This window comes from Shewanella carassii, from assembly GCF_002777975.1.
Lineage (GTDB): Bacteria > Pseudomonadota > Gammaproteobacteria > Enterobacterales > Shewanellaceae > Shewanella > Shewanella carassii.
The window spans coordinates 72,141-95,867 of record NZ_NGVS01000013.1; the positions used below are offsets into that span (position 1 = coordinate 72,141).

Annotated in this window: 25 protein-coding genes and 1 pseudogene; 15 read left to right on the top strand and 11 right to left on the bottom strand. The window is 52.9% G+C overall.

Features of this window, described 5'->3' with window-relative positions:
- Window positions 1–12 precede the first annotated feature (12 nt).
- Both CBE72_RS07780 and rimK read left to right on the top strand, forming a co-directional pair.
- On the top strand, window positions 13–1,740 hold the full coding sequence (locus CBE72_RS07780; RefSeq protein WP_100143057.1) for a putative bifunctional diguanylate cyclase/phosphodiesterase: 1,728 nt from the start codon (window positions 13–15) through the stop codon (window positions 1,738–1,740).
- An 81-nt stretch (window positions 1,741–1,821) separates the two neighbouring features.
- Complete coding sequence (rimK, locus tag CBE72_RS07785; protein WP_100143172.1) at window positions 1,822–2,727, top strand: 30S ribosomal protein S6--L-glutamate ligase; 906 nt, start codon at window positions 1,822–1,824, stop codon at window positions 2,725–2,727.
- Window positions 2,728–2,750: 23 nt separating this feature from the next.
- Here the strand turns inward: rimK and CBE72_RS07790 are convergent, their stop codons facing one another.
- From CBE72_RS07790 to CBE72_RS07800, 3 genes and pseudogenes are all read right to left on the bottom strand, one after another.
- Window positions 2,751–3,443: a TorF family putative porin gene (locus CBE72_RS07790; protein WP_100143058.1), complete on the bottom strand. Its 693-nt coding sequence runs from the start codon at window positions 3,441–3,443 to the stop codon at window positions 2,751–2,753.
- Window positions 3,444–3,709: 266 nt separating this feature from the next.
- A pseudogene (locus CBE72_RS07795) lies at window positions 3,710–3,988 on the bottom strand (HU family DNA-binding protein); the annotation flags it as partial.
- A gap of 166 nt (window positions 3,989–4,154) precedes the next feature.
- On the bottom strand, window positions 4,155–4,550 hold the full coding sequence (locus tag CBE72_RS07800) for a hypothetical protein (RefSeq protein ID WP_100143060.1): 396 nt from the start codon (window positions 4,548–4,550) through the stop codon (window positions 4,155–4,157).
- Between the two features lie 119 nt (window positions 4,551–4,669).
- On the opposite strand from CBE72_RS07800, the gene CBE72_RS07805 reads away from it, so the two are divergent.
- A complete protein-coding gene (locus CBE72_RS07805; RefSeq protein WP_100143061.1) occupies window positions 4,670–5,179 on the top strand; it encodes a DUF4240 domain-containing protein in 510 nt (169 codons plus the stop codon).
- Between the two features lie 6 nt (window positions 5,180–5,185).
- Here CBE72_RS07805 and CBE72_RS07810 read toward each other — a convergent pair whose 3' ends face one another.
- Complete coding sequence (locus CBE72_RS07810) at window positions 5,186–5,491, bottom strand: hypothetical protein (protein WP_025886856.1); 306 nt, start codon at window positions 5,489–5,491, stop codon at window positions 5,186–5,188.
- Window positions 5,492–5,773: 282 nt separating this feature from the next.
- Between CBE72_RS07810 and CBE72_RS07815 the strand changes: the two genes are divergently transcribed.
- Window positions 5,774–6,298, top strand: a complete 525-nt coding sequence (locus CBE72_RS07815) for a DUF3016 domain-containing protein (RefSeq protein WP_100143062.1) — start codon at window positions 5,774–5,776, stop codon at window positions 6,296–6,298.
- Here the strand turns inward: CBE72_RS07815 and CBE72_RS07820 are convergent.
- A complete protein-coding gene (locus tag CBE72_RS07820) occupies window positions 6,295–8,028 on the bottom strand; it encodes a bifunctional diguanylate cyclase/phosphodiesterase (RefSeq protein WP_100143063.1) in 1,734 nt (577 codons plus the stop codon). The two genes, CBE72_RS07815 and CBE72_RS07820, sit on opposite strands and share 4 nt — an antisense overlap.
- 117 nt (window positions 8,029–8,145) lie before the next feature.
- Window positions 8,146–8,457, bottom strand: a complete 312-nt coding sequence (locus CBE72_RS07825; protein ID WP_100143064.1) for a prephenate dehydrogenase — start codon at window positions 8,455–8,457, stop codon at window positions 8,146–8,148.
- A 47-nt stretch (window positions 8,458–8,504) separates the two neighbouring features.
- Between CBE72_RS07825 and CBE72_RS07830 the strand changes: the two genes are divergently transcribed.
- Both CBE72_RS07830 and CBE72_RS07835 read left to right on the top strand, forming a co-directional pair.
- A complete protein-coding gene (locus tag CBE72_RS07830; RefSeq protein WP_100143065.1) occupies window positions 8,505–9,392 on the top strand; it encodes a TraB/GumN family protein in 888 nt (295 codons plus the stop codon).
- Window positions 9,393–9,437: 45 nt separating this feature from the next.
- Complete coding sequence (locus CBE72_RS07835; RefSeq protein ID WP_100143066.1) at window positions 9,438–10,073, top strand: chemotaxis protein CheD; 636 nt, start codon at window positions 9,438–9,440, stop codon at window positions 10,071–10,073.
- On the opposite strand, the gene CBE72_RS07840 is transcribed toward CBE72_RS07835, so the two are convergent.
- Window positions 10,034–10,828, bottom strand: a complete 795-nt coding sequence (locus CBE72_RS07840; protein WP_100143173.1) for a methyltransferase domain-containing protein — start codon at window positions 10,826–10,828, stop codon at window positions 10,034–10,036. The two genes, CBE72_RS07835 and CBE72_RS07840, sit on opposite strands and share 40 nt — an antisense overlap.
- 199 nt (window positions 10,829–11,027) lie before the next feature.
- On the opposite strand from CBE72_RS07840, the gene CBE72_RS07845 reads away from it, so the two are divergent.
- Both CBE72_RS07845 and CBE72_RS07850 read left to right on the top strand, forming a co-directional pair.
- The gene (locus tag CBE72_RS07845; RefSeq protein ID WP_100143174.1) at window positions 11,028–11,861 is read left to right on the top strand and encodes a MaoC/PaaZ C-terminal domain-containing protein; all 834 of its coding nucleotides are present in this window, start codon (window positions 11,028–11,030) and stop codon (window positions 11,859–11,861) included.
- A gap of 233 nt (window positions 11,862–12,094) precedes the next feature.
- Complete coding sequence (locus tag CBE72_RS07850) at window positions 12,095–13,801, top strand: formate--tetrahydrofolate ligase (RefSeq protein WP_100143067.1); 1,707 nt, start codon at window positions 12,095–12,097, stop codon at window positions 13,799–13,801.
- Window positions 13,802–13,861: 60 nt separating this feature from the next.
- Here the strand turns inward: CBE72_RS07850 and CBE72_RS07855 are convergent, their stop codons facing one another.
- Window positions 13,862–15,481 (bottom strand): mechanosensitive ion channel family protein, encoded by a 1,620-nt coding sequence (locus CBE72_RS07855; protein WP_100143068.1) that lies wholly within the window; start codon window positions 15,479–15,481, stop codon window positions 13,862–13,864.
- Between the two features lie 307 nt (window positions 15,482–15,788).
- Here CBE72_RS07855 and CBE72_RS20585 point away from each other — a divergent pair, with 307 nt between their 5' ends.
- Window positions 15,789–15,998, top strand: coding sequence for a hypothetical protein (locus tag CBE72_RS20585; protein ID WP_307877442.1), 210 nt, complete (start codon window positions 15,789–15,791; stop codon window positions 15,996–15,998).
- 4 nt (window positions 15,999–16,002) lie between these two features.
- On the opposite strand, the gene CBE72_RS20550 is transcribed toward CBE72_RS20585, so the two are convergent.
- A complete protein-coding gene (locus CBE72_RS20550; protein ID WP_039034459.1) occupies window positions 16,003–16,128 on the bottom strand; it encodes a hypothetical protein in 126 nt (41 codons plus the stop codon).
- 226 nt (window positions 16,129–16,354) lie between these two features.
- Between CBE72_RS20550 and CBE72_RS07870 the strand changes: the two genes are divergently transcribed.
- From CBE72_RS07870 to rraB, 6 genes are all read left to right on the top strand, one after another.
- Window positions 16,355–16,654 carry a DUF2946 domain-containing protein gene (locus CBE72_RS07870; protein ID WP_100143069.1) on the top strand — a complete coding sequence of 100 codons (300 nt, stop codon included), beginning with the start codon at window positions 16,355–16,357 and terminating at the stop codon, window positions 16,652–16,654.
- An 81-nt stretch (window positions 16,655–16,735) separates the two neighbouring features.
- On the top strand, window positions 16,736–17,941 hold the full coding sequence (locus tag CBE72_RS07875; RefSeq protein WP_100143070.1) for a hypothetical protein: 1,206 nt from the start codon (window positions 16,736–16,738) through the stop codon (window positions 17,939–17,941).
- Complete coding sequence (locus CBE72_RS07880) at window positions 17,925–18,833, top strand: metal ABC transporter solute-binding protein, Zn/Mn family (RefSeq protein WP_039034462.1); 909 nt, start codon at window positions 17,925–17,927, stop codon at window positions 18,831–18,833. Before CBE72_RS07875 ends, CBE72_RS07880 begins: the two co-directional genes overlap by 17 nt.
- 2 nt (window positions 18,834–18,835) lie before the next feature.
- On the top strand, window positions 18,836–19,597 hold the full coding sequence (locus tag CBE72_RS07885; RefSeq protein WP_100143071.1) for a metal ABC transporter permease: 762 nt from the start codon (window positions 18,836–18,838) through the stop codon (window positions 19,595–19,597).
- Between the two features lie 149 nt (window positions 19,598–19,746).
- Window positions 19,747–20,490 (top strand): 1-acylglycerol-3-phosphate O-acyltransferase, encoded by a 744-nt coding sequence (locus CBE72_RS07890; RefSeq protein ID WP_100143072.1) that lies wholly within the window; start codon window positions 19,747–19,749, stop codon window positions 20,488–20,490.
- Window positions 20,491–20,521: 31 nt separating this feature from the next.
- Entirely contained in the window at window positions 20,522–20,911 is a 390-nt protein-coding gene (rraB, locus tag CBE72_RS07895) for a ribonuclease E inhibitor RraB (protein WP_100143073.1), read from the top strand.
- A 76-nt stretch (window positions 20,912–20,987) separates the two neighbouring features.
- On the opposite strand, the gene degS is transcribed toward rraB, so the two are convergent.
- A complete protein-coding gene (degS, locus tag CBE72_RS07900; RefSeq protein WP_100143074.1) occupies window positions 20,988–22,070 on the bottom strand; it encodes an outer membrane-stress sensor serine endopeptidase DegS in 1,083 nt (360 codons plus the stop codon).
- A gap of 164 nt (window positions 22,071–22,234) precedes the next feature.
- Window positions 22,235–23,590 carry a Do family serine endopeptidase DegQ gene (gene degQ / locus CBE72_RS07905; protein ID WP_100143075.1) on the bottom strand — a complete coding sequence of 452 codons (1,356 nt, stop codon included), beginning with the start codon at window positions 23,588–23,590 and terminating at the stop codon, window positions 22,235–22,237.
- Between the last annotated feature and the right edge of the window lie 137 nt (window positions 23,591–23,727).

The following is a 23,727-nucleotide window of genomic DNA, read 5'->3' on the forward strand; positions in this document are numbered from 1 at the left end:
GGGATGGAACGCATGAATCTGCTGTTGATCGATGATGATGAGATAGACAGAGCCGCTATCATCCGCGCCTTGGATCAATCTTCCCTGGCATTCAAGGTGATGGAGGCCAACTGCGCCCAGAGGGGCTTGGAGTTTGCCTGTCAGCAGCGTTTCGACGGCATACTGCTCGACTATATGTTGCCCGATGCCAATGGCCTGGAGGTTTTGAGCCGCCTCAATGAATCTGCCGGGGAGCAGACCGCGGTAGTGATGATCTCCCGTTATGAGGACGACAAGCTGGCCCAGCGCTGTATCGAACTTGGAGCGCAGGATTTTCTGCTCAAGGATGAAGTGAATACCAGTCGCTTGACCCGCGCAATTCGCAACGCTAAACAGCGGGCCTCGATGGCGTTGGCACTGCGCCAAAGCCACGAGAAACTCAAAGAACTGGCCGAACATGATTCCCTGACCAAGCTGGTCAATCGCTACGGTTTTGAACTCTGTTTGAATCGCACCTTGAGTCAGGTCAAGCGTCATCAGGACATGCTGGCGGTGATCCTCTTGGATCTGGATGATTTCAAGGGTATCAACGACACCTTAGGGCACCAGGTGGGAGATGTCTTACTGGTGGAAGTGGCCAACCGTCTCAGCGCGGCGCTCAGGGAAGGAGATCTCATTGCCCGCCTCGGCGGTGATGAATTTGTGGTGCTGGTGACAGAGTCCGAGAATCGATACTTCCCTATGGTCGTGGCCAACAGGCTGCAACAGGCCTTTGAAGAGCCTTTTCCGCTTGGAGAGCATGAGGTGCTTATCGGTGCCAGCATCGGTATAGCGGTATATAGCGACTTGGTTTGCGATAGCTCTGAGCTGCTCAAGTGTGCCGATATTGCCATGTATCGCGCTAAAAAAATGGGCCGTAATCAGATCCAGTTTTATTCCGAAGAGTTGGCCAGGGAGGTGAGGTTTCGCAATCGTATCGAAATGGGCCTGAGAACCGCGCTGGAGCGGGATGAGTTCAGGGTCTTTTATCAGGGCAAATTTGATGCGATTACCGGCGAGTTGTTGGGTATGGAGGCCTTGCTGCGCTGGCAACATCCGGAAGATGGCCTGCTGGCGCCAGACAGTTTCCTGCCGATAGCCGAAGAGATAGGCCTGATAGATGAGATAGGCGAGTGGGTGTTGGCACAGGCCTGCGCGCAAACGGTTAAGTGGCTTGCGATGCTGGCCCCCAGGGGGAAGCAGTTATCTGTGGCGGTCAACCTGTCGCCATCGCAGATCATTCGTGAAACCCTGTATCAGACCATTGTCAGGGTGTTGCAGCAGACCGGACTGCCGGCAACGCAGCTGGAGCTGGAACTCACCGAAAATGCCCTGATTGAGGAGCCTTTGGAGCTGGCCAAGGTGTTGGAGCGGATTGCCTCTCTTGGTGTGGTGTTGTCACTGGATGACTTTGGCACCGGCTTTTCGTCCCTTGAGCACATCAAATATTTTCCTATCAATGTACTGAAAATCGACAAGAGTTTTGTGGCCTCGGTTGAGCAGGATGAACGCGGTAAACGTTTGTTATCGGCCTTGATTAACTTCGCCAACGGTTTTAACGTGGTGTCGGTGGCCGAGGGCATAGAAACCGAAGCGCAGGCGCAGTTTTGTCGTGAGCGGGGTTGCAATCTGCTGCAGGGATACCTCTATTGTCGGCCGATTCGGCCCGAGGACTTTGAGGTGCAGCAAATTTTACCTTTGCTGACCGAGGGGGATGTTTGATTTTGCTTGCCTATTGGTAAGGGATAGTCAAAGATGCCACCTCTTTTGCTGGGCCATAACTCTTTGGCGGATCTCTCAAACATGAAAATCGGTATTCTCTCTCAATTTCCAGAGCTTTATTCTACCCGCAGGCTGGTGGAAGCTTGTGAAGGGCGCGGCCATCAGGCCCGGGTGATCAATCCGCTTAACTGTTATATGAATATCAATTCGGTGCAGCCCAGTATTCATCTAGAAGGTGAAGAGCTTGCCGGTTTTGATGCCATTATCCCGAGGATCCATGCCAGTGTGACTTTTTACGGCTGTGCCCTGGTACGCCAGTTCGAGATGATGGGGGTATACGCCGCCAATGACTCTATCTCCATAGCCCGCTCAAGGGATAAGCTGCGGGCACTGCAGTTGCTCTCTCGCAAAGGGGTGGGTATGCCGGTCACTGGCTTTGCCAGCAAGCCGGATGATATTCCGGATCTCATCGCCATGGTGGGTGGGGCGCCGCTGGTGATTAAGCTTTTGGAGGGCACCCAGGGAATCGGCGTGGTGCTGGCCGAAACCAAAAAGGCCGCCGAGAGCGTGATAGAAGCCTTTCTGGGGCTTAAGGCTAACATTCTGGTGCAGGAATATATCAAAGAAGCCAACGGCAGTGATATCCGCTGCTTCGTGGTGGGTGACAAGGTGGTTGCGGCCATGAAGCGTCAGGGGCCTGAGGGAGATTTTCGTTCCAATCTGCATTTGGGTGGTAGCGCCGAGAAGATCAAGATTACCCCTCAGGAACGCAAGACCGCCATTGATGCAGTCAAGGCGATGGGGTTGGCCGTGGCCGGGGTGGATATTCTTCGCTCCGAGCGCGGCGCCTTAGTGCTTGAGGTCAATTCGGCTCCCGGTATCGAAGGTATAGAGCTGACCACGGGTATCAAGGTGGCCGAGCCGATAGTGGAGCATATCGAAAAAATGGTTGCCGCCCGTAAACGCAATCGTCCAGTCATCGCCTGATTGCGCCTCGGGCTTTCCCATCCTTAGAATTCGAACTCATAGACATAGCTGAGCACTATCTTGGCATCGTCGTCCGGCAGATCCGTATCGGCCACCATAAAGGAGACTGAGCCTATGCCGGTTTCCTTGCTGATGGCCAAATGGTAGTCGGCGTAGTCGGAAACCCCGAACCAGCTCTGCACCACATCACCGTCTGAATAACCATAGTGTGCTGTCAGCGTCACGGTTTCCGTGATGGGATAGCTGAACCCGGCGTGGATATAGCTCAAATCCTTGTTATCCAGTGGCGCAGCGGCCACGTCATCACCGGCATTAACCACCTTGGCATAAGCCAACTCAAACCACTTCCAGCTGAGAGTCAGCGCCAGCTCACCAAAGTCGATATCGCCTTCGGCATCCGGGTAGCCATAGTAGAGATAGCTGATGTCATAGCCAAAGTCTTCGCCTAGGGTGCCGGAGTAACCACCGTAAAAATCGAGCTCGTAACTGGTATCGTCACCAAAGTCGACATTGGAGGCCCAGGTTCCCAGGTAAAAACCCGAGTCGTGGCTATAGTCTATACCGCCTTGAACGGCGACAGAGTCATTCGTCTGGGTGGTGCCGCGCCACAGATAGTTGGAGGCGGCACCTATATTCCCCGATACAGCGGCCTGGGCTTCGCCGGCCAGCAACAACAGACCCGCAATAACTGACAGTGAAAACTTGGTGTGTTTCATTCTCATCCCCTCGATGGTTTGGGTTCTGGAGCCGGGCAAGCTTGACCGGTGCAGATACTCGTTATTGTCTGTGCGGAATGAGCGAATCCCATGCCAAGTTTAAATGAACATTAAATACAAATAGTTAGATTTTGATTGCAAGACTGGTTAATAAAGTGTTGCATTCTGCTGGGGCGGGCTGCACTGCTTTTGTGCAGTCGAGAATGGGAAACCGCAGGCAATAAAAAACGCCTCAATATGAGGCGCTTTCATCCGTGAAAAGCGGTTTAGTTGACGCTGTCACGCAGTGATTTGCCAGCCTTGAACTTGGGAATCGTAGCGGCAGGGATCTGGATCTCTTTACCGGTTTGCGGGTTACGACCTGTACGGGCGGCACGGGTTGAAGTTTCGAAAGAGCCAAAGCCTACGATGGAGATTTTAGTTCCTTCTTTCATGGCATCGGTCACTGCTACTTCGAACGACTTGAGGGCGCGGGCAGCTTCGGCCTTGGACAGGTTGGCGTGTTCTGCCATTTTAGCGATAAGTTCAGTTTTGTTCATCTGGAGCGTCTCTTCTTTCCGTCGATAAGTTTGTTATTGCCCGTCTAACATGCCATAAGGTTTTTGGCTTGAAAAGGCATTTCAGCGGGGTTATTGGGCTTTATCTACTATTTTTTAACTAAAAAGACACAAGATTGTGAGCCGGTCGCTGATTTATTGTCATCGGTGCCATCTAGCTAGACTTTTCCTGCTGCAAAAAGCGTTTGGTCTTGGCCGAAAAAGCCACCCAATACTGGAATGCCAGCAAGGCCAACAACACAGCCGCCAGCGGCAACAAGGGGATATTTCGCCCAGCCAGTTCCAGTTTGACATCTTCAGGTGTTATCTGCAGCGCTATCAGAGCCGTAGTGGCGAATGCCAGTAGTCCCAGAGTCTGAATAAAGAGATAGATGCGTAGGGCCCACAATGACCAGGATGTGCGTAGGATCATGCCGATCAAAACCGGGATCACCCCTAGGGTAAACAGGTCCAGGGCGCCTGTATTGATTGTACGCCACAGTGCAACTACGGCCAGTACCAGGTAGAGGATACCAAGTATTACTAGGGGTATTGGTCTTGAGTTGGACATAAATGACTCCTGTGAGAAATTGGCCTAAGTCTATGGAAAGCCCAGGGGGGAGTCCAGTCGGATTTTGGCCACTATTTGCGGTAAAATAACCGCCGACATTTTTGGCAGGATAACACTCAATGACAGAAGAGCAGTTTTGGGAGCTGGTCAGCCGCGACTATCCCGAACAGGACCAACAGGAACTCCAGGCACGTTTGACCGAAAAATTGCAAGACTTGAGCGATGATGATCTGGCCGAGTTTGATAAGCACTTTGCCCGGCAGCTCAGGCTGAGTTATAGCTGGGATCTCTGGGGAGCAGCTTACATCATCGCCGGAGTCGATTCAGATTATGGCTTTGCCGAGTTTCGCAATTTCCTGGTGACTCTGGGTAAGGAGCGTTATCAGGCGGCCTGCAATGCACCGGATTCGCTGGGAGAGCTGGATGTTTGGCCGCAGCTGAATGGTTACGCCTATCCTTTTGTTGAGGAGATAGATCTGCTGGCCGGCCAGCTATACGAGACCCGTACCGGCAAAGAGTTGCCTTTTGTGCCTTCGGGGCTGAGTCAGCCCAAGGGTAAGCGTTTCAACGATCAACCCAAGGCACTGCGCAAGCTTTACCCCAAGCTCAGCGCCCGTTTCCCTTTCTAAGCAGGCTTAGTCGTTGCGCATCTGTTCACACTGAAAGCCCTGACGGCGGGAGTCGAAGCGGCAGTAGCTGCCACACTCCCAAGGTGCCCCCTCCGCGGCCTGGGACTTCTCGATGGCAAACGCCTTACAGCTGGCATAGTCGCCAAAATCGTCCTCTTTGATATAACGCCCCGAATCGAAGCCATGGGTATAAATGAAGGCGCTCCAGGTTTCCGGCCCCTTGGGTTTGGCATCCTGATTGATGGCGACGAGAACAATTCCCAGGGCGGTAAATAGTCCCAAGGTAATCAGCAAAGACGGCGAGAATTTCACTGGCGCTCCTGTTGTGACTGGTTTTTTTAGCACTGCTATTAGATTACTTCCTTGGGCCTGACTCAAGCAGCCTTGTGTTAAAGCTTGTTGGGGCTGCTACAAATTGATACTCAGGTTAACGCATTTTTGCGGGTGTCTATGAAAAATAACAAAATAAAATAATCACTTATAACAGGATGATGTTCGCATATTAGTTTTGCGTTAAGCCCGGATTCAGGTTAAATTTTATACTCTGAGTTTGAACCAAATGCATACTAACATTCGCTCCCAAAGGAGGCTGATATGAAAATCAGATATCTGTTACTTGCAGCAGCCCTGACCTCTGGCTCGGCGCTGGCGGCCGACAAGGTCGATGAAAACCCGGTTACCGAGTCGGGTAAGGTCAAAATTGAGTGGCAGTCACCCAAAGATTTTCGGGATATCAAGTCTGCCAGCGAGCTGCAATCCCGTTACGAACAGCGTCTGTTCGATACCTTGACCCAGTCTCTGGATAAAGACGTTTCCTCATCTCTAAAAGACAACCAAAAGTTGGAACTGACAGTCACAGATGTGGATTTGGCCGGCGATGTACGGCCTACCTTTGGTGCGACCGTTAACGATATACGTGTAGTCAAGAACGTTTACCCGCCCAAGATCAGCTTCAGTTATCGCTTGCTGGAAGGCGATCAGGTGGTCATGGCTGGCGATGAAAAGCTGACTGATATGCAGTTTCTTGACCATGTGGACAGAATTAACAGCGATAGCTTTCGCTATGAACAGCGAATGCTGAAAGATTGGTTCCAGAAAACACTCAAGCCCAAACTCTAAGCCGTCCTGGGCATTTCCAGCAAGCACAGCCCTCGGGTGCTGTGCTTGGCCTGTTTTTTTGCCAGTGCACACAGGCGGGACAATTCATGTTCGTTGGCGTTCAGGCTCAATGGCGGTGGCAGTATTCCAACGCTGAGGCGCAGTAGCGGTTGACGGCATTCCAGCCCTTGTCGGTCCTGGGTAAACAAGTGTTGTCTTTGCCAATGCTCGTCACTGAAAAACTGCCTTTTGCCCCGTTCAAACTCTGTCAATATTTGCAGGCAAACCCCTTGCAGTTGCGGCTCTGTGCCTATCATTACGAAATCATCTCCACCCACGTGGCCGATAAATTGCGCCTTGCCGTATTGTCTGAGCAGGTTGCCGACGGCCCTTATCACCTCATCACCGCGACTGAAGCCATAGATGTCGTTATAGGGTTTGAAATGGCATAGATCAAAATAGGCCAGATAGAAGTGCTGTCGTAGTTTCCGTAGCCGTTGCAGCTCTTCCTGAATGGGCACATTCCCGGGCAATTCAGTCAATGGGTTGGCGTGGCGCGCCGTCTGTATTCTGTGTTCAGTGATGCGTTGCAGCAGCTCGCGGGTATGGCCCAGACCGATGAAGTCACCCTGACGCAGAATAATGAATTCCTGTGCTATTTCGGAGCCAGGCTTGGCGGTGAGCTTTTGACTCACCCGCGACAGCGGCGTGGCCGCATCGACCATAAGCACATCTTTGTCCATGAGTTCTGTGGCCGCTTGGTGCTCATGAAGGGCGCGGCCATAGGGCCGGGAAAACAGCTCCATTAATCGATGGCGATAGACCAGCCCCAAGGGATGCTTCTGCTCCAGAACTACTATGCACTGAAGTTCCGGCTGGGAGAGAAAGCGTTCGCTCAACTGCTTGAGTTCGGTATCAGAGCCGCAGGTTTGCGCCTGATGGCACAGGCTCTCTGCCGCCTCGTTGTATCTCGGTTGTTCCTGCTGACGAATGGCGAGATAGCGGGTCTGCAGTTGCCTATCCGGCAGCGCCTCGGGTCTGCCAAGCAAAAAGCCCTGACAATAGGTGATCCCGAGCTGGCGCAGTATCGTCAGCTCGGCTTCTGTCTCTATGCCCTCGGCGATGACTTTACAGGTCAGGCTCTGGCACAGTTCTATGATGGAGCGGACAAACTCCTGTTTAACCGGAAACTTATCTATCTGATGGATAAAGTGGCGATCAATTTTGACATAGTCGGGGGAGAGTTCTGACCAGAGGCGCAAGCCTGAGTAGCCGGCGCCAAGGTCGTCGAGTGCGGTCAGAAACCCTTGATTGCGATAGTGATCCAGACAAGCTTTGAGCTGATCTATGTCATCGGCCGGGTATTGTTCCGACAGCTCTATGACCACATTGGATGGCGCTATGCCGAACTGTTGCAAGAGTTTGAGTGTTTGCCCCTTGGGATGACTGGGATCCAGCAGTGCCTTGGGGGAGATATTGATAAACAGCTTGCCCGGCAGTTGTCTTTGCTGGAATTGGGCTATGGAGACCCGGCGGCACAAGGTCTCCAGCTCGGAGAGGCGCCCCAGTCGTTCGGCGGTACTGAACAGATGAAATGGAGAATGAACGCTGCTGCCGATAGGGCCGCGGCTTAGGGCTTCAAAGCCATGAATACTGTTGCTGTCTATGTTGATAATCGGCTGAAACAGAGCGGTGATATCCTCTTTATCCAACACTCTTCTAAGCTCAGCAATCCTGTCTATGGCCACCAAACTGCAATACCTCACCAGGCCCAAATCGGATAGAGTCTAGGTGTTGCAAGTGACACTAAGATGACAAAGCCGGGCTTGGCCCGGCTTAACGCAGTGATTTTGCTGTTTGAACTCTTGCTACTTACTCTGCTGTTTAAATTTTTGCAGCGTCTGCAGTAAGACTGCCAGTTTCGGCAGCAATGCCTCCAACTGTTCCGGGGTGGGCGCCGTTTCGGCTTCAAGATCCGCTACCGCCTGTGCCAACTCCTGTACATAAGGGAGGAAGCGATTGCTGCATGTGGTAAAGCCTTGATCTTGGGTGAATACGGCAGAAAACTTCCCATGGCCGGCCTGTTGCAGCTGATCCAGACGATTATCGGCATCGACAGCCTGGCGGTAAGCGGTCTGCAGATTGGCTTTCAGTTGCTCAATGACCTTGGTATATGGCATAACAGCCTCTAACTGATGAACTTTGGCTGAAATTATAAGGAACAGGGATGCGCGCAACAAGTCGAGTGCTGTGGTTCTTCTTCGGATGTGGCTTGTTTTTAAGTGGTATTGCTCAAGCAAGAGATGGTGACAAGCCGCCTTTCTACCAACTGGAGTTCGCTGGCAAGACGGCCTTTATCATGGGCTCAGTACATGTTGGCAAGGCCGACTTCTACCCACTGCCAAATCAGATAGAGCAGGCCTATCACAATGCCGGTGCTCTGGTGCTGGAAGCCGATGTCTGCGATCCTGCGGCGCAGCAATTGCTGCAGAAGTATGGCTTGAAGGCCGCAACACCTGATGAAGAAACTCAGACGCTGCTGCAGGGCTACTGTGGCGGCAAGCCTTTGTGCCAGCAATTGGCTATGATGTCCCCCTGGTTGCAGTCGGTGCAAATCAGTATGCAGCGCTTCGTGGAGCTGGGTTATCAACCCAGCCTGGGTGTGGAACAGTATCTGTTGGATGGGGTCGGTGGCAGACCCGTGCTGGAGCTGGAAAGTACAGAAATGCAGTTGGCACTGCTGGACTCGCTGGCGCTGGAGCACCAGTGGAGTATGGTGCGGGAGAGCATTCGCGGTGAAGATAGGGAGATCCAGGCGCTGATCACGGCTTGGCGCAGCGGTAATGAAAAAGCGTTGGCAGAGTTGATGTTGCATCAGCTGTCCAGCGAAGGTGAAGACGTATTGCTGGAAAAACTGCTATGGCAACGTAACCAAGGCATGGCCGAGCGCCTGTTGAGTCTGATGGCTTCCAATCAGGCGCCACTATTTGTGGCCGTCGGTGCCGGGCATCTGGCCGGTAAAAGGAGCCTACTCGAGTATTTGCATAAAGCTGGTGTCAACAGTCGTAACTGCTGGCAGCAAAGCTGTGATGTACCGTCCGGCGAGGCAAACTGAGGCGCTGAGGTCTATACTTGCTGTGCTTGGACACAGGGAGTTGAGATGCAAGGCATTAGCGATGCGTACAAGGGGTTTGAAGGAACAGTTCGTCAGTGGGATCAACGTTTTGGCAAGGTGGTTGCCAGGGTCGATCCCGGCGATTTTTATATTACAGGTGCCGATGAGTACATTTTTACCCGCTTGGGGTCTTGTGTGGCGGCTTGTATCTGGGACCCCGTACTCGGCATAGGTGGCCTGAATCATTTTCTGTTACCCGAGCGCAAACTTCACGAAGATTGGCACCGACTGACCAGCTACAGCTGCCGCTACGGCAACTGGGCCATGGAGCAGTTGATCAATGCCATACTCTGTGTCGGTGGTCAGCGACACAGATTACAGGCCAAAGTATTCGGCGGCGCCAGAATGGGCCAAAGCAGTGTGCTGAATGTCGGCCAGTCCAACATAGATTTTGTACTGCGTTATCTCGAACTCGAGCAGATCCCAGTGCAGGCGGAGGATTTGGGCGGCCCTTGGCCGCGTAAGGTGATGTTTCACCCCAACAGTGGCAAGGTCTTGCTCAAGCACATGGATCCCGAACGCCTAGCGCAGCTGGTGCCGGAAGAGAATCGTTATCTGGCTCAGATAGTGGATGGCAAAGATCAACCCTCAATCGAGCTGTTCGGCCCGGATGCCTTGTGAGCAATGAAATGCACGTAGCGGCCCAGAGAAAGATAGGGCTGCTGGCGTGAGTATTTCAGTTCCATCTCCAGCAGTTGCTGGAAGTCGAAATTTTCCGGCAGGCTCTTTTTAAGATAGTCATGGATGACTCTTACCCCGGATTCACACCTCAACTCCAGTTGCCACTCGTTAAACCAAGCTTGTACATCGGCTATTTGCAGCGGATGTTTCGGGCTGAGGCGGACTTTTTTGCGGGTCTGCAGATCGGCAGCCACATAGTCGAGATTGCCAGACACCAAGGCGTGAAAGCGCATCGCTTCCTTATTGAAAAACATCAGTGAAAACAGGCCGTCATCTTTCAAGAGTGACAGCAAGCCCGCCAGCGTACCCTTGGCATCATGCAACCATTCGGCAACCGCATGGCAGAGGATAAGGTCGAACTGGCCCAGTTCCGTTACGTTCAGCTCCTGAATGGCGCAGTGCAGCAGTTGAATATCCAAGGGCTCGGACGAGGCGGCCATCTGTTCTTTGGCTTGTTCCAACATGGCCGAGGAGATGTCGCAAAGTACGACTTCATGCCCCATGGCTGCCAGCTTCTGGCTGAAAAAGCCAAAACCGCCGCCGGCATCTAATACTCTGAGTTTTCGGCCGGCAAAGTAGGGGAGGTGCTCTTGCAGATCGCGCCAGAGTACCGCGGCTCTAATCTGTCCTTTGGGGGTTCCATAGATATTGTTGGCGAACTTCTGCGCCAGCTTGTCAAAGTTCTGATCTTGCACTTTTGGATGTTCTAAAAGACTCGAAGACATATAGTGTCTCACAAGCCGTGGTTCTTGGCATTAGTCCCAGATAACGGGTGGCTGACCGTTGGCAAAATCATAGATAGCTCCGCAAATCGCGGGGATGAGGTATAATGTTCGGCTTGGAATACTCAAGGTGGGCTTTTTGGTTATGAAATTCAGTGTCGAACTGCGAACGATGCCTTCGTTGTTTTCGCTGTATCGCAAGATTTTTTTCGGGCGAAAGCCTGGCTGGGACAACCAGCCTTTACCTCGTATCAGTGTTAATACCACCAATGTAACCCTGGAGTCCGGCAAGGTGGCCGATTACGCTCAGGTGTGTGGCTTCGAGTTTGATGGTAAAACTTTGCCGCCTACTTACTTGTATGTGATGGCCTTCAGGTTGCACGCGGTGATCTTTACTCATGATGCCATCACTTTTCCTCTGCTGGGAATGATCCACCTGCGTAACCGTATCAGTCAGTTTCGCAGTGTTACTGTCGATGAGTGTTTCGATATCGATTGCCGTCTCACTGATAGTCGTGAGACAGATTCCGGACTCGAGTTTGACCTTATCTCCAGAGTGACTGTGGCCGGAGAGTTGGTGTGGGAATCCTTGTCTACTTACCTGTACCGTATAGATAAGCCCGGGCGCAGAGCCAGGCCTCCCAAGGCCGGGGATATTCAATGGGAAAACCCCAGCGTCTGGGAGTTGGGTGACGACCTGGGTCGGCGTTATGCCAGAGCCTCGGGCGACTATAACCTGATCCATCTGCACCCCTTGCTTTCCAAGCGTTTTGGTTTCGACCGGGTGTTGGCCCATGGCATGTGGTCCAAGGCCCGCTGCGTGGCTCAGCTGATGCCGGAGCTGGGCAATAAGCCCTGTGTCATCGATGTGGCATTCAAGCTGCCGCTGTTTATGCCGGCCAGTGTCTGTTTCTGTGCTCAGACCCTAGAGCAGGGTTATAAGTTTGAACTCAGGGATCAGAAGGGGCGCAGGCCGCATCTTTGCGGCGAGGTCTCACTACTCTGAGCCATAAGGGGGCCTAGGTTTTGCACCTGGGCCTCTGTCTTAATGGCCTCTCTGGCGCTCGCCATTTTCCTTCCGCTTGGAAACTGTTTTTCAACCATTTTCAGTTAAGTTTTTTTGACTCAGATTAAGGTAATACTGAATGACGTTTTTTCGGGCTTTTGCTTGAGGCGGGAATACCCTAGTATGCGGGTCTTTTGAACGATTAGCTTTGGCCCCTGCGGGAGTTTTACTGAATGTTGAAGGACATAGAGATCTCTAGGATGACGCCGAGGCGTCCCATTGAGCATATTGCTACCGAGCTGGGACTGCGGCCTGGAGAATTCAGCTGTTACGGCGACCACAAGGCAAAAATCCCGCTGAGTTTGCTCAAACGGGTCGATGATTACTTGCCCGGCAAGTTGATTCTGGTGACTGCAATAACACCTACCCCCCATGGTGAAGGTAAGACGGTGACCAGCATAGGCTTGACCCAGGCCTTGCATGCGCTCGAACACAAGGTCTGCGCCTGTTTGCGTCAGCCCAGTATGGGGCCTGTCTTTGGCGTCAAAGGGGGAGCCGCAGGAGGCGGTTATGCTCAGGTGGTGCCGATGGAAGAGCTGAATCTGCACCTCACCGGAGATATTCATGCCATTACCAGCGCTCACAACCTGGCCGCCGCCGCGCTGGATGCCCGGCTGCATCACGAGCAGCGTCTCGGGGCGGTAGAGTTCAGCCGTCGCAGTGGTTTGGATGCGCTCAATATCGATCCGGAAAAGATCTTTTGGCACAGGGTGATGGATCACAATGATCGCAGCCTGCGACAGATTCAGATAGGGCTGGGAGAGAATAATGGCCCGGAGCATGAATCGAGCTTTGATATCACCGCCGCCTCAGAGCTGATGGCCATTTTGGCCCTGAGTCGTGATATTAACGATATGCGTCGCCGTGTCGGCCAGGTGTTGCTGGCACTCGATACCGCTGGACAGGCGATTACCGCCGAACGGCTCGGGGTTGCCGGTGCCATGTGCGCCATCTTGCGTCAGGCATTGGAGCCGACACTGATGCAGACTCTCAATGGTGCCCCTTGTCTTATCCACACAGGACCCTTTGCCAATATCGCCCACGGCAACTCCTCTGTCATTGCCGATGAGATGGCGCTGAAACTCAGCGACTATGTGGTCACTGAAGGCGGTTTTGGTTCGGATATGGGCTTTGAAAAGTTTTGTAATATCAAGGCGCCGGTTTCCGGACGTCGGCCTGATTGCACCGTCTTGGTGGCGACCTTGAGAGCGCTTAAGAGTAATGCCGGACTCAAGGGTGAGGCTGTCAGTCGGCCTGACCGGCAGGCTCTGGAGCAGGGCTTTGCCAATCTGGCCTGGCACTTGGCCAATGTGCGTCGCTATGGTACTCCTGTGGTGGTGGCCATCAATCGCTTCCCCGAAGATACCGAGCAGGAGCTTGAGTGGCTGAGACAAGCCTGTCTGACTGAGGGCGCCGATGCTTGCGAACTCAGCGAGGCCTTCGCTCTAGGTGCCGATGGCGCCAAGGCGCTGGCCGAGTCGGTATTGGCGGCCATAGGCAAGGGCCGTGGTTTCAAGCCTCTCTATGACCCTTCGCTTGGACTCGAGGCCAGCTTGGCGACTCTGGCCGAGCTTGGTTATGGTGCAGCAGGAGTTGAGTTGTCGGCCAAGGCCCGTGAGCAACTGGCCGAGATCCAGCGCCTTGGCGCAGACAAGCTGCCTGTGTGTATGGCCAAGACGCCAATGTCTATCAGTCACGATCCCAAACTCAAGGGGGCGCCAAGCGGTTTCACTCTGCCAATCACCGAGCTTAGGCTCAATGCCGGAGCCGGTTTTGTCACCGCCTTGGTGGGCAAGGTGATGACCATGCCTGGGCTGGGCTTGAACCCCGGCTATTTGCATATCGATATCGATGAACAGGGTGAAGTGATAGGGCTTTAACTCGGCAATGACAAAGGGCGCATCAGCGCCCTTTGTGGTGTTGGATACTGCCGCACCGGTTTAACCGCGGTAGAAGTGTACATCCCGCTGCGGGAATGGAATGCTGATCCCTTCCTCGTCGAAGCGCATCTTCACCGCCCGGGTAATGTCCCAGTAAACTTCCCAATAATCTTCCGGCCTGACCCAAGGGCGCACTACAAAGTCCACCGAGGATTCACCCAATAGGTGCAGTTTAACCGTGGGCTCAGGGTGTTTCAGTACCTTGGGATGCTCTTGCACCAGTTGCTCCAGCACGGCTTCGGCTTTTTCGATATTGTCGCTGTAACTGATGCCGAAGGTCATATCTACCCGTCTGTGATGCTCGGCGGTGATATTGTTAATGGTATCGCCCCAAATTTTGTTGTTGGGAACAATCAGTCGTTGGTTATCTAGGGTCTTGATGGTGGTAGAAACCAGGCTCATATGGCTGACTCGGCCAGTGACCCCGGCGGCATTGATCAGATCTCCCACATCGAAGGGGCGATAGATGAGGATCATCATCCCTGAGGCGAAGTTGGATAGGGTATCTTGCAGCGCAAAACCGATAATCACCCCGGCAATACCGAAACCGGCCAGTAGAGGCCCGAGTTCGAACCCCAGCTGTGACAAGGCGATCAACAAGCCCAAAGTAAAGATGACCTTGCCCGAAAGCGAGGTGAAGAAATCTTGCAGCAGCTTGCTGAACTTGAGCTTGGAGTTACTGACCGCCTTGGCAACGATTCGCTTGGTCAGTTTGGCCAGCAAGCCGGTAAGTAGCAGGATAAACAAGAAGATAAATATCTTGAACAGCATATCCGGCCCGCCTTCAATCAGCTGCGCCTTAGCGATATCGAGCCATTGTCCGGCCAGGCTGGAGACGACATCGATATTGAGGACGTCCTGAGTGATATCCCCGGAGATGGCAAACAGGGTCTTTTTCAGATCGCTGGTATCCACATCCAGTTTATCCAGCATGCCAATTACAGCGCTCAGGCTGCTGCTGTTATTTTCTAGCCGCTCTTTCAGCAGGGTCAAGGCCTTGTTCTGCTCGCTGCTGACATCTTTGCCCGCCAAAGCATTTTCGGCCATTTGAACCCCCAACTGCTGCTGGTTGTAGCTCACCAGGCTCTCCAACAACTCGGCTCTGACGATAAGATGTTGTTTGAGAGAGTCTTTCGCCTGGCTGACATCCTGCCCCAGTTGTTCAGACCAATTGAGCAGTTCCAGCAAGCCTTTTTGAATTTCATCCTTTTCCAGGCTGCGGCGGGAGATCTCAAGCATCAGCTGTTGATCTTCCCCTTTGCCGAGTTTGCCCTGCAGCGCCACTATCTCCTTGTCGAGATATTGCACCATTTGCTGCAACAGTTGTCGCTGCGCCTCCAGGTGCGGCAGAACGCTCATCAGGGCCTGAGGGTCTGCATTCTTGTCGCCAATGGCATCAATGCTCTCTTTGAGCTTATTTCTTTGCGCCAGAGTCAGCGCCTTGATCCTAAACTCCGTTACCGCCTTGAGTTCGCCCTTGGCGCTGCGAAGCTGTTGAATATTTTGTTTTATGGTTTGCTGCATCAAAGTGAGCTGCTCGGTGGCGAGCGGTTCAGGTTCAGATGCAAAGGATTGCCAGGAGAGGGATAAACACAACACCAGTAAGAGAGTTCTAACCATGTTTTTGTCCGATTCTTATCTGTATTTTTTGAAGCGTTTGAGTCAATAAATATGACACGAAACGTCATATGGCGCCTAAAAAAGCTTACAGATTTGTGGTTTTTCACACATGAGAGATATAAGGCGGACCTCAGCTTTGCTAGAATGGCGCCCCTTTGTGAACTCGCCGGAGAAAGCCCGAGTGTTATGCCCCAATTGCAATAAAACCTTTAATGTTTCTCAGATAGCTCAGCAGCGGGGTAGTGGCTTTTCTGCGCAGATCCAGTGCCCTCATTGTGAAGCCTGGCTAGGGAAGACGCCTTGGTTATTGAAATTGAAACTGATGGGATTTTACCTGGGGCTGGCGGCGACTATCTGTGCCTGGTTGGTTCCAGAGACCAGACACTTTGGGATACCCATCGCAATTCTTGGGCTGATCGTCTTGCTGATCAGCCACTTGATGGATCATCTGCACACGGTTGAGGCGCCGGTTAAAGTTGAAGAGGATGATTCGGCGCAGCGGCAGAAGTACCGTTAACGGCTTACTCTATCACCTGTACCTGATTGGCCAGGGAGGTTTCGACGTAATAGATGCCACCTAAAATTGCGCCACAAAACAGAATGGCAAACAGGATGATTCCCAGGTTATTTTTGAGAAATGCCAACATAGCTTTTCCTTTGGTTGATGCCTATTGCATGGCTGATACTGTATCGCTTAAACCTTATCCGGCAGAGCTTAAGCAGAACTTAATCGCCTGTCGTGTCAGCAAAATATCTTCAACATAGATTGCAAATTTACACATTTTGTAACGCTTGCAGCTTTATTTTCCCTCAGTAACCTTGTTGCAACCTTTGTCTCAGCTGACTTAAACTAGCGCCGGATCTGTCTGGGGGATGTTAGGTTTGGATATCGCTGTTCGTACAAGAAGCACTATTGCAATATGGCTTGCCGCCATATTGGTGCTCTTGTCTGTGGCTGCGTCGGCCCACAGCATTTCCCATCTCGAAGAGGGGCACAAGACTCACTGTACTCTCTGCTTCCATCAGCATCAGCTGAATAAGGTCATGCCCGGCACCGGGCTGCATCTGGATGCTGTCAAACAATCCTATATCAGAGCCAGTTTTACGGCTTCTTCCTGGCAGGCGCCCCACGTTCGCCTGTTTAACAGCCGTGCACCCCCTGTTACAGCCTGAATTTAAAGAAACTGCTATTTAAATTTTGCTATCGACCGCATCGAATTGCGGTGCGATGACTGCTGTATTTCAGGAGCTAAAATGACTGTTTTTTCAACTCGTATTTCGCCTCTGGCCTTGGCCTTTGGCTTGGTTTCCACCTGTGCAATGGCCCAGGACCCTACGCTGACCAATCCGGCGATCAGTGCGGTTTTGGATGGCTATTATCAAACGGCGGATCGTCCCTTGGCCGAGCGTCAGGAAGGTTTTGGTCTGGGGGAAACCGAACTGGCACTCAGCGCTAATATTGATGATATGTTCTATGGAAAAGTCACCACCATCATAGAAAACCATGATGGTGATACCGAAGTGGAGCTGGAAGAGGCTTTTATTCAAACTTTGGCGATGCCGGCTGGGTTTGCGGTGCGTGCCGGTCGTTTCCTGTCTGACGTGGGCTATCTCAATAACCAACACCCGCACTCGGATGCCTTTACCGACCGACCGGCGGCTTACCGCGCCTTCCTAGGCAATCATTACTTCGATGATGGTATCCGCTTGAACTATGTGGCGCCGACTGATCTTTACTGGGTCATGGGGCTGGAGGCCTTCAAGGGCGACAAGATGCGTGCCGAGGATGAACACGGCGAGCGCGAGTTCGAGGATGTGGGTGTCTACACCGCTTACACCAAGATAGGTGGTGATATAGGGACAGACAGTTCCTGGCAGTTGGGACTGTCATATCTGCGCAATGAAAATGGCCGCCTGACCCCTTTTGAAGAGCACGCGGGTGAGGAAGAGGAGCATGATCACGGCCACGACCACGAAGGTCACAGCCATGGTGCAGCCTATACGGGTGAAAACACTTATATTGCCGACTTTGTTTATAAGTGGGCACCCAACGGCAACTACAAGTATCAGCATCTGACTGTGAGTGGTGAGTATTTCCGGGTGGCAGATTTCGTTGCCGAGGCCGGGCATGAGCATCACGAGGATGAACACGCCCATGCTGAGCCGAAAGATTACCATCAGGGCTGGTATCTGAGCGGTGTCTACCAATGGAGCCCCAGCTGGTCTACCGGGATCCGCTATGGCGAGTTGGATACCCAGCAGGCCCACGACGATCATTTCCACGGTCAGAAGCTGAAAGAAACCGAAGTTAGCCTGGCCTGGCATCACAGCCATTTCTCTACCGTAAGACTGCAGTACACCAATCAGCGTGGCACTAATTTCGACGGTATCGAAGACGACAATGTTATCACTCTGCAATACGTTATGACTCTGGGGGCCCACGGTGCGCATCAATTCTAAATTTGTCGGCCTGGCCACGGCCGCTTTGACTCTGGTGGCCAGTTGGCAGGCTCAGGCCAGCCTGAATATTTTTGCCTGTGAACCTGAATATGCCGCGTTGGCCAAGAGCTTGGCACCGGATGCGGACATCTATTCGGCCACAACGGCCTTGCAGGATCCTCACCAGGTGCAGGCGCGGCCCAGTTTGATCGCCAAGATGCGCCAGGCGGATCTGGCGGTCTGCGCCGGTGCGGATCTGGAAATCGGTTGGTTGCCTATGCTGCAGATGAAATCTTCCAACGCCAAGGTGCGCTCTACGGATCAGGGGCTGTTTTTTGCAGCCGATCAGGTTGAGACCCTGGATAAGCTGGATTCGGTCGACCGCAGCATGGGGGATGTGCACGCCAAGGGGAATCCGCATCTGCACTTTGACCCTTATCGGATGCTGGATATCGCCAAGGCGCTGAGCGCCAAGCTGGTGGCCCTGGATCCTCAAGGAAAAGCCGACTATGAGGCTGCGCTCAAGGCATTCAGCGAGCGTTGGCAGCAGGCTATTCCCAACTGGGAGGCCGAAGCGGCATCACTCAAGGGCAAGAAGGTTATCGCCTATCACACCAGTTTCCGCTATCTGTTCAACTGGTTGGGAGTTTCTCAGGTCGCGGATCTTGAGCCCAAGCCCGGGTTGCCCCCCAGCAGTTCACACTTGGCTTCGCTGCTTGAGCGGGCAGGGCAAGGGGATGTCAGTGCCGTGGTAGTGGCATCCTATCAGGATGAACGTGGCGCCAACTGGTTGGGTGAAAGAGCCAAGCTGCCGGTATTGGTATTGCCCATGTCGGTAGGTGGTAACGCCCAGAGCCAGGATCTTTTCAGCCTGTATGACAGCGCCATCTCGCTGCTCAAGAGCGTGAATTGATTATGGACAGCGGACTGTTCAGCATACTCCTGCCGGCCTTTGTGGCCGGCCTGCTGGTGCTCTCAACCCATGTGGTATTGGGGCGCCAGGTGTTGAAGCGCGGGATCATCTTTATCGATCTGGCGATTGCCCAAGTCGCGGCACTGGGGGCGATAGTGGCGCATCTTAACCATGATCTGGAGGATATTCCTTATTCTCATGTATGGATGCCGGCATTGTTTGCCCTGGCCGGGGCCGGAATCATAGCCTGGTTGTCACGTAAAATGGCCTCTGAACTGGAGGCCATGATCGGCTGCTTCTACGTGTTGGCTGCTGTGACTGCCATGTTGTTGCTCTCCAACGACCCCCATGGTGCCGAGCTGCTCAAGCAGCTGATGTCGGGGCAGATCCTTTGGGTCAACTGGCCACAACTGATCTTGCCGGCTCTGGTTTATGCTCTGGTGTTGGGGCTATTGCTGTGGCGCCCGTCTTTGCTCAATGGCGCCGTGTTTTATCCCCTGTTTGCCCTGGTGATAACCCTGTCGGTGGAGCTGGTGGGTGTCTATTTAGTGTTCAGCACCTTGATTCTGCCGGCACTGGCGTTGAATAAATACAGCGGCCGTTTCGCACTTGGCTGGGCCTATCTGGTCGGAGTATTGGGTTATGTCGCCGGTCTGTGGGCCTCGGCGAGTTATGACCTGCCTAGTGGGGCCGCTATAGTGGCTACACTGGCTCTGAGTGCGCTGCTGTTTCGTATACTGCTAAGTTTCAGCGATCGTCCCTGAGTCCAGGCCGCTGAGAACTAACCTCCAAATGCGGCCCGGCGGCCGCATTTTTTCTGCTGTTAAAAATCAGCGCACAGATGTAAACAAAAGATTGAGCCACAGCAGGCCTGTAGCTATACTGTCCGCCGTTGCATAAGTGGAGTAAATTTATGCTGTTGATAGTCCGTTCTCTGCTGCTGGCAGTGCTCTTGTTGCTGGCCTTTGTTTTTGGTGGCATTTTTTGCATCTTGCGTCCAAGACACAGGGATAATGTACACCTGTTTGCCCGACTGTTTTCGGCGGTAGCCCCTATATTGGGTGTTAAAGTCATAGTGCGAGCAGGCAAAACCAACCCGGGTGAGCCCTGTATCTTTCTGGCGAACCATCAAAATAATTTCGATATGTTTACCCACACGGCTGCGGTTCCCAAAGGTACTGTCAGTCTGGGGAAGAAGAGCCTGTTGTGGATGCCACTTTTTGGTCAGCTTTATTGGCTTTCGGGTAATATTCTCATCGATCGCAAGAACCGTGCCCGCGCCTTTGAAACCATGGCCGAGACGGCGCGCAAGATCAAGGAGAAATGTCTCTCTGTGTGGATCTTTCCTGAGGGTACCCGTAGTCGCGGTCGCGGTCTGTTGCCCTTTAAGGCTGGAGCATTTCATACCGCCATAGCCGCCGGAGTGCCTATGGTGCCGGTGCTGGCTTCCAATCAATGCCATATCAAGCTCAACCGCTGGAACAATGGCGTGGTGATCATTGAGATGATGGAGCCTGTGGCGACTACCGGTCTAAGCAAGGCCAATGTCAAAGAGTTATCCGATAAGATCCATGCCACCATGGCCAGCAAGCTGAAACAACTGAATGCCGAGGCGGCAGCACTTATGGGTAAAACTGTGCCAGCGGATATCGTATAATACTCCCTGACACTTTTTTTCGGAGACAAGCATGTCTAATGAACGTCTGTTGCAGGCGCAGAAGCAGGAAAACCGTGACATTATTCAGTCCTTGCTGGATGACGGTTCTGAGGCCGATGCTGAATACACCATAGAGCACCATTTTTCGTCCACTAACTTTGATCGCCTGGAGAAGGCCGCTGTCGATGCCTTTAAATTGGGCTTTGAGGTTAATGATGCCGAAGAGGTGGAGCTGGATGACGGTAGCCTGATCTTCTGTTTTGACGCTATTGCCTACCATCAACTTGAAGCCGAGCTTCTGGATAAGGCCTGTGAGCAGTTGCTGCAGCTGGCGGTCAAGCACAAGGTCGACTATGACGGCTGGGGCACCTATTACATAGGTGACGAGCTGGAAGATGAAGACGACGAAGAGCAGGACTAAGTCCTGTTACCAATAAAAACACCGGGTTCTCGACCCGGTGTTTTTGTCTCTGCCTGTTTTGCTGGCAGATTTATTTTCAGTTGTAGTCGACCGGCTTCTCACCTATTACAACCGGAAACTCTATCTGTTTACCTGCACGGATCACTTGCAGGGTAACCTTGGTACCGGGTGTGGTTTCGGCAATCCTGTCCATCAGCATATAGATGCGGGTAACTTCTTCGCCCTGATACTGAGTGATCACATCTCTGGGCCTCAGACCGGCCAGTGCTGCCGGGCCATTGGGTTCTATGCCGGTCACTACTACACCGCGAAGATCCGGCAAGTTGAGTATTTGTGCCACAACCGGGCTGACGTCTTCACCTGAGATCCCCAAGGCACCGCGAATCACCCGGCCATCCTTGATCAGTTTACCCATGACCGCATAGGCCAGCTTGATGGGAATAGCGAAGTTGATGCCATGGCCCCCCCCTTCACCGCCTATCTGGAAGGCGGCGGTATTAATGCCTATCAGACCACCATGGGTGTCTATCAGGGCGCCACCCGAGTTACCGGCATTGATGGCGGCATCGGTTTGCAGAAAGTCCAGATAACCTGTACTCAAGCCGTTACGCCCTGTGGCACTGATGATCCCCTGAGTGATGGTTTGCCCCAGGTTATAGGGATTACCTATGGCTAGCACCACATCGCCTACTTGAGGAGGGCTGTCGAGATTCACTGGTACCACGGGTAGGTTCTCGCCTTGGATTTCCAGCACGGCGAGGTCAGTTTCCGGATCCTGACCGACGACTTCGGCACCGAATTTTCGACCATCCTGCAATGCCACCACAATTTCATCGGCCTTCTTGACCACATGATAGTTGGTGAGAATGTAGCCTTCCTTGCTCATGATGACGCCTGAGCCCAGACCCTGCAGTAAACCACCATCCAGAGGTCGGCTCTGATTGATACCCAGGCTGTAGATGTTCACTACTGCTGGCGCGGCGCGGCGTACCGCCTTGGCAAAGGACAGCTCTGCACCACTGTTCCCCCTGAACTGCAACAGGTTGCCACCGAGATTGCCTTCGCCCAGAAAACGGTTGGCCAGCAAAAAGATGGCTGCCATAACCAGGCCAAAGACCACTGCTTTGCAGATATAGATCAGGGTTTCTTTCATTGTGATGATATTGCTGAATATTAAAAAAGGCTCGTTAGATTAGCATGTTTCTTACGGTTCGGAGCAATAGTTCAGAACAATAGTCACGTGATAAACAGCAGATTCTGTAGAGCACTTTAACCGTTGAAAATAAAACAGCGGGGTAATTCCCCGCTGTTTTTACGCCATGGTTAACCCCTGAGGATCAGATACAGGCTGCTGTTGCCCCTGACTATCTTCAGCGCCACCGCGCCTTGCTGCTCTTTGAGCTCCTCTTTCAGAGCCTTGAGCGTGGTGGTCTTGGTGCGGTTGACCCCAATAATCAGGTCACCCTTTTGTAAACCACTCATAGCCGCTGGAGAATTCTGGGCGATATCGGTGATCTCGATACCTTTCTTGCTGTTCTCCAGAGTGGCACCGGCCAACATCGGATGAACAGCGCCAGCTGCGGTTTCTTTCACTTGGCTGGCTTCACCCAGGGTGACTTTGACCGTCTTGTCATCACCATCACGTATTAAGCCAAGCTCTACCTTGCTACCGGCACCCATGGTACCAATCTTGGCTCGCAGTTCCTGGAAGCTCTTGATCTTACGGCCATTGATACTCACGATAATATCACCGGCCTTGATGCCCGCCTTGTCGGCGGCGCTGCCTTCCATTACTTCACTGACAAAGCCGCCATGCTGGGTCTCGAGACCGAAGCCTTGAGCCAGTTCATTGTCTAGATCTCGGCCCATGACCCCCAGCACGCCGCGGCGCACTTCGCCGTGTTCGATGATCTGATCCACCAAGCTATGAACCATGTTGGCTGGGATCGCGAAGCCGATACCTACGTTACCGCCGCCGGGAGCCACAATGGCGGTATTGATACCGATAAGCTCGCCGCGCAGGTTAACCAAGGCGCCGCCTGAGTTACCGCTGTTGATGGCGGCATCGGTTTGAATGAAGTTTTCCAGCATCTCTATGCCAAGGCCGGTGCGCCCCAAGGCACTGACGATACCCGAGGTGACGGTTTGCCCAAGACCGAAGGGGTTACCTATGGCCACGGCGAAGTCGCCAACCCTTAAGTCATCCGAATCGGCAGACTTGACTGCCGTGAGGTTGTCGGCCTCAATCTGCAGCAGAGCGATATCGGCGTCTTTATCCTTACCTATTAATTTGGCCTTGATCTCACGACCGTCGTGTAGACCCACCTGAATATCATCGGCACCATCAATCACATGGTTGTTGGTGACTATATAGCCCTTATCCGCATCTATGATGACACCGGAGCCCAGGCCGCGGAAGGGGCGCTCCTGTACTTGCTCCTGTGGGGCGTTGGGGCCGAAGAAGTAGCGGAAGATATCCGGTACCCGTTGACGAGAAACTTGAGTGCCGGAAACAGCCACAGAGACAACTGCCGGAGTGGTCTGTTCCAACATGGGAGCCAGACTCGGCATGGTTTGGCCGTCTACGGCTTGTGGCAAAGCGGCCTGTGAAACAACCGGGGCCAGTGTCAGAGTAGCCCCCAGCAGGGCGGCGGAAACAAGAGATAACTTGGTTTTCATCTATGCATTGCTCCTAATACGGGATCAAATAACCATGTATTGTTTGCCACCGAGGTGGCTGAATCATAAAGGCTCGTATGAGCGTCCGTTAACTAATCCGACTTTACGCCTGGTGAAAAAGTTCATCATTCATTAAT

What these genes read in the sequence shown, in the direction of transcription:
- CBE72_RS07825 (WP_100143064.1), bottom strand. Translation starts at nt 8,457, where the DNA reads ATGCCATATACCAAGGTCATTGAGCAACTGAAAGCCAATCTGCAGACC.
- CBE72_RS07830 (WP_100143065.1), top strand. Translation starts at nt 8,505, where the DNA reads ATGCGCGCAACAAGTCGAGTGCTGTGGTTCTTCTTCGGATGTGGCTTG.
- degQ (WP_100143075.1), bottom strand. Translation starts at nt 23,590, where the DNA reads ATGAAAACCAAGTTATCTCTTGTTTCCGCCGCCCTGCTGGGGGCTACT.
- CBE72_RS07835 (WP_100143066.1), top strand. Translation starts at nt 9,438, where the DNA reads ATGCAAGGCATTAGCGATGCGTACAAGGGGTTTGAAGGAACAGTTCGT.
- CBE72_RS07790 (WP_100143058.1), bottom strand. Translation starts at nt 3,443, where the DNA reads ATGAAACACACCAAGTTTTCACTGTCAGTTATTGCGGGTCTGTTGTTG.
- CBE72_RS20550 (WP_039034459.1), bottom strand. Translation starts at nt 16,128, where the DNA reads ATGTTGGCATTTCTCAAAAATAACCTGGGAATCATCCTGTTTGCCATT.
- CBE72_RS07815 (WP_100143062.1), top strand. Translation starts at nt 5,774, where the DNA reads ATGAAAATCAGATATCTGTTACTTGCAGCAGCCCTGACCTCTGGCTCG.
- CBE72_RS07855 (WP_100143068.1), bottom strand. Translation starts at nt 15,481, where the DNA reads ATGGTTAGAACTCTCTTACTGGTGTTGTGTTTATCCCTCTCCTGGCAA.
- CBE72_RS07800 (WP_100143060.1), bottom strand. Translation starts at nt 4,550, where the DNA reads ATGTCCAACTCAAGACCAATACCCCTAGTAATACTTGGTATCCTCTAC.
- CBE72_RS07870 (WP_100143069.1), top strand. Translation starts at nt 16,355, where the DNA reads ATGTTAGGTTTGGATATCGCTGTTCGTACAAGAAGCACTATTGCAATA.
- CBE72_RS07885 (WP_100143071.1), top strand. Translation starts at nt 18,836, where the DNA reads ATGGACAGCGGACTGTTCAGCATACTCCTGCCGGCCTTTGTGGCCGGC.
- rraB (WP_100143073.1), top strand. Translation starts at nt 20,522, where the DNA reads ATGTCTAATGAACGTCTGTTGCAGGCGCAGAAGCAGGAAAACCGTGAC.
- CBE72_RS07890 (WP_100143072.1), top strand. Translation starts at nt 19,747, where the DNA reads ATGCTGTTGATAGTCCGTTCTCTGCTGCTGGCAGTGCTCTTGTTGCTG.
- CBE72_RS07780 (WP_100143057.1), top strand. Translation starts at nt 13, where the DNA reads ATGAATCTGCTGTTGATCGATGATGATGAGATAGACAGAGCCGCTATC.
- CBE72_RS07875 (WP_100143070.1), top strand. Translation starts at nt 16,736, where the DNA reads ATGACTGTTTTTTCAACTCGTATTTCGCCTCTGGCCTTGGCCTTTGGC.
- rimK (WP_100143172.1), top strand. Translation starts at nt 1,822, where the DNA reads ATGAAAATCGGTATTCTCTCTCAATTTCCAGAGCTTTATTCTACCCGC.
- CBE72_RS07850 (WP_100143067.1), top strand. Translation starts at nt 12,095, where the DNA reads ATGTTGAAGGACATAGAGATCTCTAGGATGACGCCGAGGCGTCCCATT.
- CBE72_RS07805 (WP_100143061.1), top strand. Translation starts at nt 4,670, where the DNA reads ATGACAGAAGAGCAGTTTTGGGAGCTGGTCAGCCGCGACTATCCCGAA.
- CBE72_RS07845 (WP_100143174.1), top strand. Translation starts at nt 11,028, where the DNA reads ATGCCTTCGTTGTTTTCGCTGTATCGCAAGATTTTTTTCGGGCGAAAG.